Raw genomic sequence first — 16,275 nt, 5'->3', positions numbered from 1 at the left:
TTCTCCAGCGGTGGAGCCCTTCTGGTGCGCGTCGCCTGTGGCGACCGGCGGTTACTCGCCGATGTACGCGTCGTACACGGTCACGCTCGCCTTGCCGCCCTGTGTGTCGGCGACCTCGCCCCGCAGTGCGAGCGACTTCCCCTTGGCGGGGTTCTTGATCGTGATCTCGCCGTTGGTCACGGGCGTCCGCTGCCACGTCGCGCCGCCGTCGTAGGAGACGGAGACCTCAAGGGACTTCAGCCCCGTGCCCGCCGCGGGCCCCTGCACCGTCACCGGGAAGGTCACCGTACGGTCCGCCGGAGCGGTGCCGTCCAGGTCCACCTGGACGCCGAAGCGCACGGTGGACAGCGCGGTGCGGGTCTCGGCGTCCGTCGGCGGCTTCGCGCTGCGGAAGGTCCAGGAGCCGTCGACACGGGTTCCGACGGCGGAGACGGACGGGCTCCGCGTGACCGAGGTGGTCAGGGTGTACTCGGCGTCGTCCGCGCCGACGGTGAAGCTCTCCCAGCCCGCCAGCGGGTCCTCCTTCTCCCCGACCTTGGTGGTGCCCTGGTGGAGCGTGGTCTTCGCCGAGAGGTACGCGGACCGGCCGGCGTTGCCCCGGCCGTCGGAGAAGAGCGGCACAACGAACTTGAGCTTGTTCTCCTGGCGGAGGACGCCGGTCTTCCCGTCCATCAGCGGGGAGTGGACGGCGGAGCCGAGGGTCGTACGGTGGCTCGTGCCCGGGCGGCGGTCCCGCTCCGGGGAGATGTGATCGGTCTCCTCCCAGCCCTGGGCGTCGAGCTGCCCGCCGGACAGGGACCAGAGGTTGGCCTTACCGTCGGTGGCCAGGTAGTGGGTCCGGGAGCCCGGCAGGGCGAAGGGGTACTCGGAGGGGAAGCTGAGGCGTTCCAGCCCGCTCGACGCCGTGGTACGCCCCGTCTTGCCCGTGACGGAGGCGCCGAGGGTCGCGGTGGCCTTGGCGAAGTCGCCGGCCTCGAACTTCTTGCTGTAGCCGGTGAAGAGCCGCTTCACCTCGCCGCCGGCGGCGAGGTTGTACTGGGTCGAGGCATCGCGCTCCCACTGGGCGAGGAGGACGTCCTTGAGCTTGACACCGGCGGGCTGCTCCGGGCCCAGCTGTGCGGTGCGGAAACCGTCCAGGGTGGAGAGGTAGGAAGTGCTTTCGATGGTCCGTTCGCCGATGCCGGCGGAGAAGGCCGCCCCGGCGGCGGTCATCCGGGCCCGAGGGTCCGGAACGCTCATCGTGACGGGCTTGGTGAGGCGGGCGTCGACGGTGACGGTGGTGTTCTTCGTCAGCGCCAGCCTGGGGTGGACCAGCCGGTCCGATTCCCCGGATTCGTGGGAGAGGCTCGCGTGGATGGCGTAGTCGCCCGCCGGGAGCCGGAACGTCGTGGTGCTCCTGCCCCCGGGGTCGGTTTCGGAGGCATTGCCCGCGCCGGAGATCTGGGCCAGGTGGGTGAAGAAGGCCAGGTTGGGCTTTCCGTCACGGCCCACGTAGTCGAGGGTCAGGTCGTAAGACTCGACTTCGCGGTCCACGGCGGCCGTGGTGCGCACGGTCTGGCCGGCGCCGGTCGCGATGACGGCGGCGGTGTAGGCGCCGTTGTCGGCATCGCCGATCCGGGTGTCGGCGGTGAAGGGGACGGTGGCGGTGCCGCCCGCGGGGACGGTGACCTTGTCCGTGCCGAGGGTGAAGAAGCCCGAGGGGGCCGGCTTGCCCTGGGGGCCGGTGCCCTGGACCGTCAGGTCCAGGGAGACCTCCTGGGCGCCGAGGTTGCGGTAGGTGATCTCCTTGGTGACGGGCTTGTCGTCGGTGTGCGGCCACTGCTGCCGGCCGAAGGAGACGGTGGTCGCATCGGCGACCACCGTCTGTCCGATGGCGCGGTCGACGGCGATCCGGCCGGTGCCCTGCTGGAAGACGGTGTGGCCGACGTCCTTGGCGGAGGCGGTCAGCGCGGCCTTGAGCCGCTCGCCCGACCAGGTGGGGTGCTGCTGCTTGAGCAGCGCCGCGGCGCCCGCCGCGTGCGGCGCGGCCATGGAGGTACCGGATATGGAGACATAGCCGGCGGGGTTCTCGCCGACGGCCAGGGCGATGTCGCTGCCGGGGGCCGAGGCGGCGGTGGTGCCCACACCGGGAGCGGTGACATCCGGCTTGATCGCGCCGTCGTCGGCCAGCGGGCCGATGCTGGAGAAGCGGGCGAGCTTGTCGGCTTCGTCCACGGCGCCGACGGTGAGAGCGGCTTCCGCGCTGCCCGGGGAGCCGACGGAGCCGGGGCCCGGTCCCTCGTTGCCGGCGGAGACGGTGAAAAGGACGCCCTTCTCCTTCGTCACCTTGTTGACGTGGGCTTCCAGCGGGTCGAGCCCAGGAGTGTCGGAGGTGCCGAAGCTCATGTTGATGACATCGGCGCCCTGGGCCACGGCCCAGTCGATACCGGCGATGGCTCCGGAGTCCTCGCTCATGCCCATGTCGTTCAGGACCTTGGCGTTGAGGATCCTGGCTCCGGGGGCGACACCCTTGTACGCGCCGCCGGACTTGGCGCCGGTCCCGGCCGCGGTCGAGGCGACATGGGTGCCATGTCCGACCCGGTCCTTGGTGTCCGGCGAGGAGGTGAAGTTCTTCGCCGCGATCACCTGCGTCTCCAGGTCCGGGTGGGTGGCGTCGACACCGGTGTCCAGGACCGCGATGGTGACGCCCTTGCCGTCGTACCCGGCCTCCCATGCCTTGGGGGCGCCGATCTGGGCGGTGCCCTTGTCCAGATGGACGGTACGGACCGCGTCCAGCCAGATGCGGCGGACGCCCGGGGCGGCCTGGACGGTCCGGGCGCCCTTGCCACCGACGGCGCGGGTGAGCTGGTCCCACAGCGCGGTGGTGTCCCGCTCGGAGACGGTGACCGCGTCCGCGTTCAGGCTGGGCAGGGAACGCCGCACCGCGACATCCTCGCTGCCGCGCACGCCCTGGCGGGCCGAGGGGCCGGAGGAGCCCTCGTACGCGACGATGACCTTCAGGCCCTTGCGGTAGGCCCGGCGGCTCTCCGGGCTGCTCAGCCCGGAGACATCGAAGAGCCGGCGGTCCAGGGTGCCCTGGGCGAGCAGCCTCTCGGCGTCGGCCGGGACGACGTAGGTGCGGCCCTTCTCGGTGAAGGACCGCAGGGATATCTTCTCGCGGCCCTCGGCCCGGTCGACGGCCACGGGCTTGCCCGCGGCGTCCACGCCGACCCGGTCACCCGTGATCAGGGTGACCCAGCGGGTCCCGGCGGCGGTGCCGCCCTTCCCGCTCTTCCCCGCGGCGACGCTCACTCCGTCGCCGCCGGGCCCGGACGTGTCCGCGAAGGAGGTGGTGCTGGTCAGTGCGGCGACGAGGGCCGCCGCCGTGAGTGCTGTGGTGACGGTCACGGCACCACGGTTCTGCCGTGTGCTGGAGAACAAGGTGACTCCATGCTCGGCGGGGTCGGGGGGTGAAGTACGGGGAGCGGCCCCGCTCCCCACTCCCCGCGGGGAGATGAGGGACAGCCAACTTCGGTTGCTTTCGACCTCGTTGATGGCCGAAACCCGGCTCTCGGCACTCCCCCCGAGGAGAGGCCCCGCACCGCTGCGAGCTCTCGTGGTGGTGAGAGGCGGTTGCTTGCCCAGTGGCCGTCTCGGGGTGCGGGTTCACTGTCACAAGGGTGAGAGGCCGGGGCGGTGGCGCTACCGGAGGCGCTCTCGCGCGACGGGTGACGCTGCCTCAGCGTCGTGAGTCCCTGCCTGCGGCATCGGCGCAGGGAGCGGATTCAGCCAGGTGTGAACGGCTCCACGGCCACCACCGTGCCGTCCTCGCCCGGCCGGGCGTGTTCGGCGAGCTGGGGCAGGAGCTGTCCGGGGGTGGCTCCCGTCTGCCGGCACAGGGTCCGTACGCGTCCGCTGGTGGCGGCGTCGCGCCCAGACATCCGGCACCCCGCCGACTCGGCCTCGCGCGTCTCTCCGGAGGTGTGCCCGCAGCCCGGGGAGCGGGCACGCCTCCGGTGACTCAAGCCCGGATCAACGCACCCTTCCGCGCTTCTTCAGCGGCCCCGGCGGGAGTTCGGGAGCCGCCAGCGGGCCGCCGTCGTACCCCTTCACCTCGCCGAAGCGTGAGCCCTGCATCCAGTCCGAACGCGCCTGTACGATCTCCTCGTTGGATCGTGCGACGAAGTTCCACCACATGATCAGCTCTTCCTCGAAGGGCTCGCCGCCGAGCAGCATCAAGCCGGCGTCGGACTCCGCGCGCAGCGGAAGTTCGGTGCGGCCACAGCCGAGGTAGAGCATCGAGCCGGGCAGTACGGGGACGCCGTCGACATGGACCTCTCCGGACATGGAGAGCACCGCGTACTCGAAGTCGGGGTCGAGCGGCAGGCCGAGTTCCGCGCCTCGGGCGAGGGTCAGGTCCGCGCCGGTGATCGGGGTGTAGGCGGTGCCGGGGGAGGTTGCGCCGTCCAGGGTGCCGAGGATGACGGTGGCGTTCAGGCCGGGTGCGGTGACGGTGGGCAGCTCGGTGTGGTGCTGGAAGTGGGGCTCCACGCCCCGATGGGCATCGGGGAGGGCCACCCACAGCTGGGCCCCGTGGAGGAAGCGGGCATGCGTCCTGGGGCTCTCCTCGGAGTGGCTGATGGCCCGGCCCGAGGTCATCAGACCCAGTTCACGGGGGCGGATGGTCGCCAGGCTGCCGGTGCTGTCGCGGTGCAGCACCTCGCCCTCATGGAGCCAGCTGACGGTCTGGAGGCCCATATGGGGATGGGGCGGGACCTGCATGCCGGGCTCGTCGGCGATGTCGTCGGGACCGTAATGGTCGACGAACGCCCAGGCCCCCACCATCCGGCGGCCGAGATTGGGCAGCAGACGACGGACCTCGGTGGACTCGCCGAGCTGGACCCGGCGAGGGCTGAGGAGTTCGCGGACCGGCTCGGCGACGACGAAGCCGCGACCGCCGCAGACGGAGAGTGCGGCCTGACGATCGAGATTACTCATGGCGCTCAACCTATTCCTGTACGGGCGGCTGCTGCCTGTCAGCCCCACGCTCCACAGCGTAGTGGAATATTCAACTAAGCTCGTCCGTTGACAGCGATGCAACGATCCGGAAAAGACCTCCAAGGAGGAGAGCGAGTGAGCGAGACCTACTACGAGTTCGGCACCGCCGCCGAGCGGTGGGACCGTGCGCAGCTGTTCTTCGACGCCAAGGAATACCAGACGGCCGCCCGCATTCTGCGCGGCCTCGTCGACGAAGCGCCGGAGCAGGTCGCGCAGCGGCTGCTGCTCGCCCGCACCTACTACCACTCCGCCCAGCTGGGCCGGGCCGAGACGGAGCTGCGGGCGATCCTGGAGCTCAACCCGGTGGAGGACTACGCACGGCTGATGCTCGGCCGCACACTGGAGCGCCAGGGGAGGCCGGACGAGGCCGCTCCGCATCTGCGGATGGCGGCGGCGATGTCGGGAGAGTGAGCGGACGCGGCCCGGATCGACCCGCTGGAGGGCGGCGCGATCCGGGCCGCCGCGTCCATACCTGAATGCGCGCCCTGTGCGCCGCCGGACGGCGGCACACAGGGCGCGCACCCATTTAAGGAACGATCATTCTTGACCGATCGTTCCTTAATCTCGTACGCTCTTCCCATGGGACGCCCAAGAGGATTCGACGAGGCCGAAGCGGTGCGCTCGGCGGCGCGGCTGTTCGCCGGACGCTCGTACGACGGCACCTCCATCGACGATCTGGTCACTCATCTGGGCCTGCATCGCAACAGTCTGTACAAGACCTTCGGCAGTAAGCGCGGGCTCTATCTCGCCGCGCTCAGGTGGTCTCTGGAGCACGAGGTCGCTCCTCTGATCGAACGCGTCGCGGAGGCCGCCGGCCCGGCTGAGGCGCTGCGCGCGGCACTCGGCCCCCCCGACGGGGGCGGAGGTCTGGATCTGCTGCTGCTCGCGGCCGTGGAGCGGGCGCCGGAGGACGCCGAGGTGGCGGAGCTGGTCGCGCGCACCCTCGCGGCGCTGGATGAGGCCGCCGGAGGCTCGGCGCCCGAGCCCGGCACCGAGCCTCCGGCAGACGCGCACACTTCGGACGACGGTCTGGCCGTCGCCCTCAGCGCCGCGATCATCGGGCTGCGCATCCGTACCAGATCCGGCGCCCCGGGCGCGGACGTCGACCGGGCCTGTGCCGCTCTGGCGCACCGTGTCGGCCACCACTGATCAATCACTCGCGAGGAGCGGATATGGCAGAGATCAGCATCGACGACGGCCGGCTGATCGTGGAGATCGAAGGACTCAGCAGAGTCTGGGCGCTCAAGAAACGGCTGTCCATCCCCCTGACCCATGTCCGCGGCGCGACCGCCGACCCCGGGATCGTCAGGGAACCCAAGGGCTTCCGCGCCCCGGGCACCCACTTCCCCGGTCTGATCGTCGCCGGCACCTTCCACATCGGCGGCGAACGGGTCTTCTGGGATGTACGGGACGCGTCCAAGGCGGTGGTCGTGGAGCTGACCGATGAGCGGTACGCCCGGCTGATCGTCCAGGTCTCCGACCCGCGGGCGGCCGTGGCGCTGATCGAGCGCGCGAAGCTGCCGAGCTGACACCCGGCCGGACCGCGCGTCTGCACCGAGCGCGCGGTCCGGGCCCGAGCATCGGGCGCAACCGTACGACTGCATGGCCAAACCTGTACGACGGCACGGCACGCACCCTGTACAGCCCTCGGCGGACCTCCTTTACTGGCAGCCGTCCCGAGCGCGGTCCGACCGACACCGGAAATCCGGGGTGCCCATGTATCGACCGGTCCTCTCCCCCGTCGCCGACAGCCCAGCGCTTTCCTCGCTCGTCGCCCTGCTGCCCCTGCTCACCCTCTTCATCCTGCTCGGCGGGGCCCGGATGAAGGCCCACTGGGCGGGGCTCGCCTCCCTCGGCGTCGCGCTCGCCGTGGCCATGGCCGTCTACGACATGCCCGCCGGTCTCGCGCTGCTCTCCGCGAGCCAGGGGGCCGCGTTCGGACTGTTCCCGATCATGTGGATCGTGGTCGCCGCGCTCTGGCTGTACCAACTCACCGTGGTGAGCGGCTACTTCGAGGATCTGCGGCGTGCCTTCGGGCTGATCAGCGACGATCCCCGGATCCAGGCGCTGATCATCGCGTTCTGCTTCGGCGGTCTGCTGGAGGCGCTCGCCGGATTCGGCGCACCTGTGGCGATCACGGGTGTGATGCTGATGGCGCTGGGCTTCAGTCCGGTCCGTGCGGCGGTCACCGTGCTGGTCGCCAACACCGCCCCCGTCGCCTTCGGCGCGATCGCCATCCCGATCATCACGGCGGGGAATCTCACCGGTATTCCGTATACCGATATCGGTGCTTATGTAGGCCGTCAGACACCGCTGCTCGCGCTCTGTGTGCCCCTCCTGCTGGTCTGGCTGGTGGACGGCCGGCGAGGGGTACGCCAGACCTGGCCCGCGGCGCTGGTGTGCGGGGCCGTCTTCGGCGCCGCACAGTTCCTCAGCGCCACCTATGTCTCGGTGGAGCTGACCGACATCATCGCCTCACTCGCCGGGGTCGCCGCCCTGATCCTCCTCCTGCGGGTGTGGCGGCCACAGGGATCCCGGGAGGCCGCCGCCGATCTCGCCAGGAAGGATGGGGAGCGCGGGGAGAGCGGGAGGTCGGAGAAGGACGGGAAGTCGGAGAGGGACAGGGAGCACGGAGAGGCCCGCAAGGCAGGAGAGGTCCCCAGCGACGCCGCCGCCGTCCTCCTGGACCCGGGCGGCGGCGAACCCCCGGGCAGCCGCCGGCGCATCGCCTTGGCCCTCTGCCCGTATCTCATCGTGATCGCCGTCTTCTCGACGGCCAAACTCCTCGGCCCCGCCAAGGAGTTCCTCGCCCGCAGCGACATCGCCGTCCCCTGGCCGGGGCTCGACGGCAGGATTCTCACCGCGGCCGGCGAGGTCTCGGCCACCACCGTCTACACCCTTCCCTGGCTCTCCTCCGCCGGAACCCTCCTGCTGCTCTCCGGAGTGCTGGTGGCCGCTCTCTACCGGGTACGCCCCGCGGCGGCGGCCCGGGAGTTCGCCGCCACCGTCGCGAAGCTGCGCTGGGCCCTGCTCACCGTCGCCGCCGTACTCGGCCTCTCCTATGTGATGAACCTGTCCGGGCAGACCCTGACCATCGGCTCCTGGATCGCCGGAGCGGGTGCGGCCCTCGCCTTCCTCTCCCCGGTCCTGGGCTGGCTGGGCACCGCCGTCACCGGTTCGGACACCTCCGCCAACGCCCTGTTCGCCACGCTCCAGCAGGCCGCCGGCGCCAAGGCCGGCATCGACCCCACCCTGCTGGTCGCGGCGAACACCTCCGGCGGTGTCGTCGGCAAGATGATCAGCCCGCAGAATCTCACCATCGCGGCCACGGCCGTCGGTCTGCTGGGCCGGGAGACGGTGCTGTTCCGAGCGACCCTCGGATGGAGTCTGCTGCTGCTCGCCGTGATGTGCGTACTGGTCCATCTCCAGTCCGGCGTGCTCTCCGGAATGCTGCCCTGAGCCGCCCGTCCGGACCCGGGCCCGGACGGGACGGGTCAGCCGGGCCCCGCGGCCGTGGGCAGCCTCGGCACACTCGCCACGAGACGGGCCGTGTACGGATGCGCGGGAGCGCCCAGCACCTGTGCGGTGGGGCCCTGTTCGACGACGCGCCCCCGCTCCAGGACGGCGGTCCGCTCACAGAGCGAGGCGACCACGGACAGATCATGGGAGACCATGACCAGGGTGAGGCCGTGTTCCCGCTTCAGTTCGCCGAGCAGTTCGACGACCTTGACACGGGTGGTCACATCCAGCGCGCTGACGGGTTCGTCGGCGAGCAGCACCCTCGGCTCGCACACCGTCGCGCGGGCGATGGCGATGCGCTGGCGCTGGCCGCCGGAGAACTCGTGCGGATAGCGCTCGGCGGCATCGGCCGGCAGACCGACCCGCTCCAGGGCCGCGGCGACCTTGGGCCCGGCCGTGCGCCGGGTGTCGATGCCGAGCGAGCGCAGCGGTTCGGCCACGATCCCGCCGACCCGGCGGCGTGGGTCCAGGGACGAGTACGGGTCCTGGAAGACGCACTGCACATCGCGTCTGAACCGTGTCATCTGCTCGCGGTCGCGCGGGCGCAGCTCGTCTCCGTCGAAGCGGACGGCTCCGGAGGTGGGCCGGGCGAGCCCGAGCAACATCCTGAGCAGGGTGGTCTTGCCCGCGCCGGACTCGCCGACGAGGGCGAGGCTCTGCCCGCTCTCGACCGGGAGCGCGATGTCCGCGACGACGGGATCGGTACGTCCCCGGTAGGCGAAGGAGGCGTTCTCCAGCTCCAGTACGGGCTTCAGCTCCGGTACGGGCTTCATCGTCCACTCCTCAGATCGAGAGCCGATTCCAGCCGGCGTGCGCTGTTCACCAGTTCCCGGGTGTACTCCTCGCGGGGAGCGCCGACGATCTCCCGGACCTCGCCGGTCTCCACGGCGCGGCCGTTCCGCATCACCAGGACACGGTCTGCGATCTTCGCGACGACGGCGAGATCGTGGCTGACGAAGAGGAGGGCCATGTCCCGTTCGCGTACCAGCGTGTCGAGCAGGGTGAGCAGTTCGGCCTGCACGGTGACGTCGAGCGCGGTGGTGGGCTCGTCCGCGATGAGCAGCTTGGGTTCGCAGGCCAGCGCCATGGCGAGGGCGACGCGCTGGCGCTGTCCACCGGAGATCTCGTGCGGGAAGGCGCGGGCCACGCGCTCGGGGTCGGGCAGCCGGACCTGTTCCAGGGCGGCGGTGACCGCCTGTCTGAGCGCCGTGCCCTTGAGGCCGCGCCGCCGGCCGAGCGGTCCGGCGATCTGGCGGCCCACCCGCATCAGCGGGTCGAGGGCGGTCAGCGGTTCCTGGAAGACGATGGCGGCGTCCCGGCCGCGTACGCCTGTGAGCTCCCGCTCGCTCGCGCCGGTGATCGGGGCGCCGGCGAGTACGACGCGACCGCTCGCGGTCATGCCCGCGGGCAGCAGACCGAGGACGGCGAGGGAGGTCAGGGACTTCCCGGAGCCCGACTCGCCGATGAGACCGAGGCGTTCACCGGGCGCGAGGGCGAGCGAGAGGCCGTCCACGAGGGTGCGCCCGTCCGTGGTGCGGATGGTGAGGTCGTGCAGTTCGAGGATGTTCACGGGCGCCTCCGCCGGGCCGCTGGGTCGAGTGCTCACACGCCCCTCCCCCGGGCCGCCGGATCGAGGGTGTCGCGCAGACCGTCGGCGATCAGGTTCACTCCGATGACCAGCAGGACGAGCAGAATGCCGGGGGCCAGTGCCCCGGCCGGGGCCGTCGTGAAGGTGGACTGCGCCTCTTGGAGCATGCCTCCCCAGGAGGCGTTGGGCGGCGGTGCGCCCAGGCCCAGATAGGAGAGTCCCGCCTCGGCGAGCACGGCGAGGCCGAACTGGAGCGCCAGGTTGACCACCAGGGTCGGCCAGATGTTGGGCAGGATGTGTCCGGCCGTGATCCGGAGCCAGGATGTGCCCGAGGTGCGCGCGGCCGTGATGTAGTCCTGGGCCAGCACCCGTTTGACCAGGACCCGCACGACGCGTCCGACCACCGCGCTCTGAGCCAGGCCGATGGCGAGTATCGCCGACTCCAGCGTGGCCGAGCGGGCGGCGACGATGAGCATCGCGAGCAGCAGCGTCGGAAAGGCGATGAGGATGTCGAGGAACGCGGAGAGCGTGTCGTCGAGCCAGCCCTGTGCGAAGGCGGCCAGCACCCCGAGGGTGACGCCGACGGTCGCGGCGATGAGGACCGAGCCGAGGCCCGCCTCGACGGCGATCCGGGAGCCGGTCATCACCTGGGTGAACAGATCGCGGCCGAGCTTGTCGGTGCCCAGCAGATGGTCCGCGCCGGGGGGCGCGAGCCGTCCGCCGGAGGTGTCGTCGGGGGCGTACGGCAGCCAGAGGAACGAGACGAGCGCGAGCAGCACGATCAGTCCGGCCACCGCGCATCCGGTGATCAGCGTGTACGAGCGGTTCGCGCGCCGCTTCACCGCGGAAGCCTCGGGCGCCGTGGACGGCGTGGACGGCGTGGACGCCGTGGACTCCAGAGGGTTCGCTGAGGTCATCGGATACCTCCCGAGAGTCCGCCGCGCAGCCGCGGGTCGATGATCCGCTGGACCAGGTCGGCCGCGAATCCGATGAGCAGCACCGCGAGGGTGGAGACGAACAGCACGCCCTGGATGACCGGGTAGTCGTGCTGCTCGATCCCGGTGGCGAGCATCGAGCCGAGTCCGGGCAGCGCGAAGACGGATTCCACGACCACCGCGCCGAGCAGGGTGGACGCCAGCTCGATGCCGAGGACCGAGATCACCGGTACGGCGGCGTTGCGCAGCCCGTGCCGCCACATGGCGCCCGCGAAGGAGGAGCCGAGCGCCCGCGCGGTGCGCAGATAGTCGCTGCCGAGGACGTCGAGCGTCGCGGACCGGACGTAGCGGATCAGCGAGGCGCTCATCACCAGCGCGATGGTGAGCACCGGCAGGGTGAGCGAGCGGATCGCCTCGCCGGGCTGCGACCAGCCGTCCGGCGGGAAGCCTCCGGCGGGGAGCCAGCCGGTGTTGAGCGCGAAGACGGCGATGAGGATCATGCCGAGCCAGAAGACGGGTATGGCGATGCCCAGCTGGGAGACCCCGCTGAGCAGCGCGCCGTACCAGGTGCCGCGCCGGTAGGCGGCCAGGAACCCGGCCGGTACGGCGATGAGGATCGCGAGGGCGAACGCGGCGAGCGTGAGCGGGATCGTCACCTGGAGCCGTGCGGTGATCTCGGGGCCGACCGGCAGTGAGCTGACGAAGGAGGTGCCGAGGTCGCCTTGGGCCAGCTGCCCGATCCAGTGGGCGAACTGCTCGGGCAGCGGCTTGTCGGAGCCGATGGAGTGCCGGGCCGCGGCTATCTGCTCATCGGTCGCGCCGACCGCGGTCAGCGCGTTGGCGGGGTCTCCCGGCAGCATGCGCAGCAGGACGAACAGAACGACGCAGGCGAGCGCCAGCGACACCAGCAGAAAGGCGAAGCGGCGCAGAAGATAGCGCGCCATCAGCCCTTCTTGATGTCGTAGGCGTGGAACTGGGAGTTCAGGCCGTTGCGGGGGTAGCCGGACAGCTCGCTGCTCGCGACCACGATCTGCGGGTAGAGATAGAGCCATTCGCTGGCGGCGTCCTCGGCGGTCTTGCGGTTGACCTTCTTGAGCAGCTCGGTCTGCTCGGCCGTGGTGGACGCCTGCTCGGCCTGCTCGACCCAGCGGGTGACCTGCTTGTCGTCATAGCCCCAGTAGAAGTCGGGGTTGCCGTACCAGACGAGATCGCGGTCGTTGACGTGCTCCTGGAGCGTGGCCGTGAAGGCGCGGTTCTTGTAGACCTTGGTGTACCACTCGTCCGAGGTGATGGTGTTGATCTTGACGTTGATGCCGACCTTGGCGAGCTGGGACTTGATGAGGGTCGCGGCGGTCGGGTGCGGGTCGTAGTTGGGGGTGTCGAGGGTGAAGTCGAAGCCGTCCTCGTACCCGGCGTCGGCGAGCAGTCTCCGGGCGCGCTCGGTGTCGTAGGCGTCGATCGCGGTGAGGTCCTCGTACCAGGGATCGGTGGGCGGGACCATCGAGCCGATGAGCTTGCCGCGGCCTCCCCAGACGGATTCGAGCAGCTTCTCGTCGTCGATGGCCGCGGAGACGGCCTGGCGGACCCTGACGTCGGTGAAGGGCTTGGCCTTGTCGTTGAAGGCGAGCAGCAGCTTGGTGGTCGAGTCGCCGTCGCTGACCTTGTAGTTCGGGTTGTTCTCGAACTGGTCGAGGGCGTCGGGCGACTGGCCGCTGGTGACGATGTCGACGGCGTTGGTGAGCAGCGCGTTGTTCAGCGCTGTGGCGTCCTTGAAGTAGCGGAAGACGACCTGCTTGTTGGCGGCGGCGTCGCCCCAGTAGCCGGGGAACCGGTCGAGGCTCAGGGCCGAGCCCCGGGTCCACTTCTTCAGCTGGTACGGGCCGGTGCCGTCCTCGCTCGTCTTGAGGTTCTCCGCCTCCGAGTTGATGATCCAGACGTAGGAGAGGTTGTAGACGAAGGAGATCGACTTCTTCGACAGCCGGACCTTCACCGTGCGGGCGTCGGGTGTGGCGATGGACTCGATGACGTCGAGGTTGCTCTTGCGGGCGGACTGCGAGTCCTTGGCTATGACCTTCTTCAGGCTGTACTCGACGTCCTGGCTGGTGAGCTTCTTGCCGCTGTGGAAGGTGACATTGTCGCGGAGGGTGAAGGTGTAGGTGAGTCCGTCGCCGCTGACCTTGTGGTCCTGGGCGAGCAGCTTCTCCACCTCGCCGTCGTCGGTGAGTTTGAAGAGTCCTTCGTACACATTGCCGTTGAGCGCCTCGGTGACTCCCTGGCCGCCGCCGGCGGTGTTGTCGAGGTTCTGCGGCTCGTAGAGCGATCCGATGTTCACCGTGGCGTCGCGGTCGTACGCCCCGTCCGAGGCGCCGCCTCCGCCCGGGCTCGTGCCGCAGGCGCTCAGGGTCAGGGCGAGAACGGCGGCGGTCGCGGTGGCGTACAGGGACGGCTTCTTGATGCTCATGACAGGTGCATGCCTTTGTGCTACGGGGAGTGCGGGGCGGGAGCGGGAGCGGGGACGATCAGTACGACTGGACGGCGGGGTCCTCGCGCAGGACCGGACGCTTCTCACCGGCATGAATCGGCAGGTGGAAACGATTCTGCACCGGAGGCATCGGGCAGTTGTAGTGCTCGGAGAAGCCACACGGCGGCACAAAGGCACGATTGAAGTCGAGCCGGACCGTGCCGGGACCGGTGTGGGTGACGAAGAGGAATCGCCCGGCGCCGTAGGTGGTGTCGCCGTTGGTGGGGTCGCCGAAGACGAGCAGCAGGACCCCGTCGTCGTCGAAGGCGCTGAGGGTGTAGTCGCGGCCGTCCACGGTCAGGGAGATGTCGCCGGGTACGACGAGCTCCCGGGCGCCGCCGTTGTCGCGGATGTGCTCGAAGGCGACCCGCCGGGCGTCCGGCGCCGGCGTATAGGCGGCGTCCAGGACCCAGTCCGGGTCGTACGGAAAGACATCGGTGCGCTCGAAACGGCGGATCGCGGGCGACTCGGCGTCCCAGAAGCGCAGCCCGTACTCCGGCTCCCCGGTGACCAGGTCGGTGCGCTCGACCGTGGTGACGCGCACGCTCCCGGGCTGTCCGGCCCGCGCCGCGCCGAGGTCGGGGCGCTCGCCCGGCGGAAGCCAGCGGGTCTCGACGAGGGCGAGATTGCCGGTGGCGGAGGTGACCGAGCTCCGCCGGTCTTCACACCATGCCTCCCACTCCCCGGCGGGGTCGGCGGGCGGCTGCTGGGGCACGGCGGGATGGGACACGGCAGGACTCATTCGCGTAGTGGTTCGTCGGTCGGCCACACCGCGAATATCACTCGGCGTGAACTTCAACCCAAAGCATCCTCTTTATCATCCATAAGGCGGACTAATGTCAAGTTGTGACACATGGTGAGATGGCGGCAGCGCCCTCTCGGCCATCCTCATGGCGGGGCGTGCGGACAGCGTGCTCGTACGGATGGTGGGCCCGTGCGGACGGCAGGCTCACGCGGACGCGGGCTCGTACAGACACCGGGCCCCTACGGACACGGGCGATCCCGGTACGGACGGGGCCGTACCGGGATCGCCCGAGGGCAGTGCTCAGTCCTCCGCGAGGATCAGGTGTGCGCCGAGCGAGTCCACGTCGTGGTTGGTGTTGGAGAGGACCACCGCACCCCGCCCGTTCTCCCGGTCGATGCCGATGAACGAGCACGACCCCCCGGTCCCTCCGTTGTGCCAGGTCACCTCCCGGCCGTCCCGGGTCAGGATGAACCAGCCCAGTCCGATCCGGTTCGGCCCCTCCGCGTCGAACCGCGGCCGGGCCGCGTCCATACCCGGGGCCCGCTCCTCGATGATCGCCAGCAGCAGCCGCGCGAGGTCCTGCGCGGTCGACCAGACGCCGACACCGGAGGGGGCGTACCCCTCCGACCGCCAGGGCTCACCGGGGCGGCCGTTCCGGTTGTGCGGCAGCGCGAGATCGTCGGGCACGTCGGGCAGCGGCTCCGGCCCGGTGTGCACGACCGTCCGGGTCATCCTGAGGGGGGTGAGCAGCTCCCGCTCCAGGAGTGCCTGATAGCGGCCCTCCGGGTTCGTGCCTGCGGCCAGCGCGTGGCCCAGCAGCGACATGCCGAGGTTGGAGTACTCGAACTCCCCCGGCGTCCCGGCCGAGGTGATCGCAGCCGCCCGGCCGAGGAACTCCGCCCGGTCCATCCCCCGGTACGGGTCGCGTCCGCGGTGCACGGCGTACGCCGAGCGCAGCGAGGCCACCGCCGACCGGGGGTGCAGACGGGGCAGCCCGGACCGGTGGCTCGCGAGGTCGCCCAGGGTCGCCCGGCCCGCCGTCCGGTCCGCGAAGCCGGGCAGCAGATCGGCGACCCGCTGCTCCAGCGACACGGTCCCCCGCTCGGCGAGCCGGCTCAGCAGCATCCCCGTGAGGACCTTCGGCCTCGAAGGCGGTCCGCTCCGTCACGGCGGCCTGCGCGCCGCCGTGTTCCGTGCCGAGCGCGGCGAACCGCGCCTCGCCGTCGCCGATCAGGGCTACGGAGAGGCCGCAGTAGTTGCCCGGTGCGCCCGCGGCCCTCTTCAGGCGCGCGGCCAGTTCGGGATCTCCGCTGGTCAGACGCGGTGACCAGCGGGTGCGGTCGAGCTCAGCAGCGGTCATAGGGGTGCGGTCCTCGCTGGTCGGGTACGGCTGATCAGAGGGTGTCCATGTCTCCGCAGCCACGCGCCGATCGCCGTGTACTCGCGGTCGGTGAACAGGATCAGATCGGTGGAAATCATAAACAGGGAGAAGAACGGGATGCCCATGAGGACCCCGATACCCAGGTGCATCAGCGTCACGAGCACGAAGGCCAGGTGACGGGTGGACGGGCGCAGCAGCAGGAGCGGGAAGAACGCCTGGAGGAACACCGTCAGATAGGTGACGGCGTACACGATCAGCGCGTGCTCGTACAGCAGCCGGGCGAGTTCGGGGAAGATCGAGTACTCGGCCACCCGCAGCACGTAGTAGAGCGCGGTGCCCTCCTGCCAGCGCATGCCCCGGACCTTGAAGAGACCGGCGACGACGTACAGCAGGCAGAGCTGGATCACCACCGCGACGACCGCGCAGTTGTGGAACGCCGAGCCGATGCGGTAGCGGGTGCTCCGGCGGGAGCGGGGCCGGTCGAGCCCCGGGGCGTAGCCGCGCCGATGTCCACCGGGGCTCCGTGACACGGTCGTTCGCGCTCGGTGC

14 protein-coding genes and 1 pseudogene are annotated in these 16,275 nt (G+C 70.5%); 4 read left to right on the top strand and 11 right to left on the bottom strand.

Annotated features, from left to right (window positions below):
• Positions 1–51: 51 nt before the first annotated feature.
• From FF041_RS18250 to FF041_RS18240, 3 genes are all read right to left on the bottom strand, one after another.
• Positions 52–3,387, bottom strand: a complete 3,336-nt coding sequence (locus FF041_RS18250; protein WP_323392041.1) for a S8 family peptidase — start codon at positions 3,385–3,387, stop codon at positions 52–54.
• A 377-nt stretch (positions 3,388–3,764) separates the two neighbouring features.
• Complete coding sequence (locus FF041_RS18245) at positions 3,765–3,920, bottom strand: hypothetical protein (RefSeq protein WP_153523788.1); 156 nt, start codon at positions 3,918–3,920, stop codon at positions 3,765–3,767.
• Positions 3,921–4,011: 91 nt separating this feature from the next.
• Positions 4,012–4,977: a pirin family protein gene (locus FF041_RS18240; protein WP_153523787.1), complete on the bottom strand. Its 966-nt coding sequence runs from the start codon at positions 4,975–4,977 to the stop codon at positions 4,012–4,014.
• Between the two features lie 135 nt (positions 4,978–5,112).
• Here FF041_RS18240 and FF041_RS18235 point away from each other — a divergent pair, with 135 nt between their 5' ends.
• The 4 genes from FF041_RS18235 (at position 5,113) to FF041_RS18220 (ending at position 8,496) form a co-directional block, all read left to right on the top strand.
• Complete coding sequence (locus tag FF041_RS18235; protein WP_323372503.1) at positions 5,113–5,448, top strand: tetratricopeptide repeat protein; 336 nt, start codon at positions 5,113–5,115, stop codon at positions 5,446–5,448.
• A gap of 168 nt (positions 5,449–5,616) precedes the next feature.
• Positions 5,617–6,186: a TetR/AcrR family transcriptional regulator gene (locus tag FF041_RS18230; protein ID WP_153523786.1), complete on the top strand. Its 570-nt coding sequence runs from the start codon at positions 5,617–5,619 to the stop codon at positions 6,184–6,186.
• A 23-nt stretch (positions 6,187–6,209) separates the two neighbouring features.
• Complete coding sequence (locus FF041_RS18225; RefSeq protein ID WP_153523785.1) at positions 6,210–6,566, top strand: hypothetical protein; 357 nt, start codon at positions 6,210–6,212, stop codon at positions 6,564–6,566.
• A 187-nt stretch (positions 6,567–6,753) separates the two neighbouring features.
• Positions 6,754–8,496: an L-lactate permease gene (locus FF041_RS18220; protein ID WP_153523784.1), complete on the top strand. Its 1,743-nt coding sequence runs from the start codon at positions 6,754–6,756 to the stop codon at positions 8,494–8,496.
• Between the two features lie 35 nt (positions 8,497–8,531).
• Here FF041_RS18220 and FF041_RS18215 read toward each other — a convergent pair whose 3' ends face one another.
• The 8 genes and pseudogenes from FF041_RS18215 to FF041_RS18180 all read right to left on the bottom strand — a co-directional run bounded on the left by FF041_RS18215 (position 8,532) and on the right by FF041_RS18180 (position 16,256).
• On the bottom strand, positions 8,532–9,329 hold the full coding sequence (locus tag FF041_RS18215) for an ABC transporter ATP-binding protein (protein WP_194292077.1): 798 nt from the start codon (positions 9,327–9,329) through the stop codon (positions 8,532–8,534).
• Entirely contained in the window at positions 9,326–10,126 is an 801-nt protein-coding gene (locus FF041_RS18210; protein ID WP_323392074.1) for an ABC transporter ATP-binding protein, read from the bottom strand. The genes FF041_RS18215 and FF041_RS18210 overlap by 4 nt, the downstream gene beginning before the upstream one ends.
• A 32-nt stretch (positions 10,127–10,158) precedes the next feature.
• Positions 10,159–11,061 (bottom strand): ABC transporter permease, encoded by a 903-nt coding sequence (locus tag FF041_RS18205; RefSeq protein ID WP_153523783.1) that lies wholly within the window; start codon positions 11,059–11,061, stop codon positions 10,159–10,161.
• On the bottom strand, positions 11,058–12,023 hold the full coding sequence (locus FF041_RS18200) for an ABC transporter permease (RefSeq protein ID WP_153523782.1): 966 nt from the start codon (positions 12,021–12,023) through the stop codon (positions 11,058–11,060). The genes FF041_RS18205 and FF041_RS18200 overlap by 4 nt, the downstream gene beginning before the upstream one ends.
• Positions 12,023–13,540: an ABC transporter substrate-binding protein gene (locus tag FF041_RS18195; RefSeq protein WP_153523781.1), complete on the bottom strand. Its 1,518-nt coding sequence runs from the start codon at positions 13,538–13,540 to the stop codon at positions 12,023–12,025. The genes FF041_RS18200 and FF041_RS18195 overlap by 1 nt, the downstream gene beginning before the upstream one ends.
• Before the next feature lie 58 nt (positions 13,541–13,598).
• Positions 13,599–14,330 (bottom strand): DUF1684 domain-containing protein, encoded by a 732-nt coding sequence (locus FF041_RS18190; RefSeq protein ID WP_398700488.1) that lies wholly within the window; start codon positions 14,328–14,330, stop codon positions 13,599–13,601.
• 315 nt (positions 14,331–14,645) lie between these two features.
• Positions 14,646–15,473 (bottom strand): annotated as a pseudogene (locus FF041_RS18185) (serine hydrolase domain-containing protein); the annotation flags it as partial.
• Positions 15,474–15,701: 228 nt separating this feature from the next.
• Entirely contained in the window at positions 15,702–16,256 is a 555-nt protein-coding gene (locus FF041_RS18180; protein WP_194292076.1) for an HTTM domain-containing protein, read from the bottom strand.
• Positions 16,257–16,275 lie beyond the last annotated feature (19 nt).

Origin of the sequence: Streptomyces jumonjinensis, from assembly GCF_009600885.1 — a bacterium.
In the GTDB taxonomy this organism is placed as follows: domain Bacteria; phylum Actinomycetota; class Actinomycetes; order Streptomycetales; family Streptomycetaceae; genus Streptomyces; species Streptomyces jumonjinensis.
This window is presented reverse-complemented; position numbering and strand designations above follow the sequence as displayed.

Coding starts and splice junctions, on each gene's coding strand:
- FF041_RS18200 (WP_153523782.1), bottom strand. CDS start 12,023: ATGGCGCGCTATCTTCTGCGCCGCTTCGCCTTTCTGCTGGTGTCGCTG.
- FF041_RS18220 (WP_153523784.1), top strand. CDS start 6,754: ATGTATCGACCGGTCCTCTCCCCCGTCGCCGACAGCCCAGCGCTTTCC.
- FF041_RS18205 (WP_153523783.1), bottom strand. CDS start 11,061: ATGACCTCAGCGAACCCTCTGGAGTCCACGGCGTCCACGCCGTCCACG.
- FF041_RS18230 (WP_153523786.1), top strand. CDS start 5,617: ATGGGACGCCCAAGAGGATTCGACGAGGCCGAAGCGGTGCGCTCGGCG.
- FF041_RS18245 (WP_153523788.1), bottom strand. CDS start 3,920: ATGTCTGGGCGCGACGCCGCCACCAGCGGACGCGTACGGACCCTGTGC.
- FF041_RS18225 (WP_153523785.1), top strand. CDS start 6,210: ATGGCAGAGATCAGCATCGACGACGGCCGGCTGATCGTGGAGATCGAA.
- FF041_RS18240 (WP_153523787.1), bottom strand. CDS start 4,977: ATGAGTAATCTCGATCGTCAGGCCGCACTCTCCGTCTGCGGCGGTCGC.
- FF041_RS18195 (WP_153523781.1), bottom strand. CDS start 13,540: ATGAGCATCAAGAAGCCGTCCCTGTACGCCACCGCGACCGCCGCCGTT.
- FF041_RS18215 (WP_194292077.1), bottom strand. CDS start 9,329: ATGAAGCCCGTACCGGAGCTGAAGCCCGTACTGGAGCTGGAGAACGCC.